Here is a 479-nt window from a genome sequence, read left to right on the forward strand (position 1 = left end):
CCGGCCCGCGATGGAGGTTCTGCTGCTGGGCGGTCAGCCGATCCGGGAACCGGTCTTCCACTACGGCCCGTTCGTGATGAACTCGAAGTCCGAGCTCATCCAGGCGCTGGAGGACTACCAGGCGGGCAAGTTCGGCCAGATCCCGCCGAATGCGCTCATGCCGCACCGGCCCCTGAGCTGACAGCCAACTACCCGGAAATAACGACGCCGCCCGGTCTGCGACTGGGCGGCTTAGGCTGTCCGGCAGTCGTTTTGGGGGACGACCCGTTGGTCTGGTTCGGGGAGGACCCGTTGGTCTGGTTCGTGGAGACCTTGGGTTCGGGGCTCTGCCCGTTGCGCTGATCACCGCCGATTCGCCGGCGCAGCTCGTCGAGGTGAGCCACTGTGATCCGGCTGCTGGCGCGGTTGGGATGGATCTTTGTCAAGAGCCTGCTGGTGACGTCGAGGTGCGTACAGACCGAATCGAGGTTGCTCTGGGT

The 479-nt window shown here is 65.1% G+C and carries 1 protein-coding gene; it reads left to right on the forward strand.

The window, feature by feature from the left end:
• Window positions 1-181 (forward strand): pirin-like C-terminal cupin domain-containing protein (locus RM572_RS28915; RefSeq protein WP_311676323.1); only part of this gene is annotated, 181 nt, incomplete at its 5' end.
• Window positions 182-479: the final 298 nt, after the last annotated feature.

This window comes from Streptomyces hazeniae, from assembly GCF_031845485.1.
GTDB lineage: Bacteria > Actinomycetota > Actinomycetes > Streptomycetales > Streptomycetaceae > Streptomyces > Streptomyces hazeniae.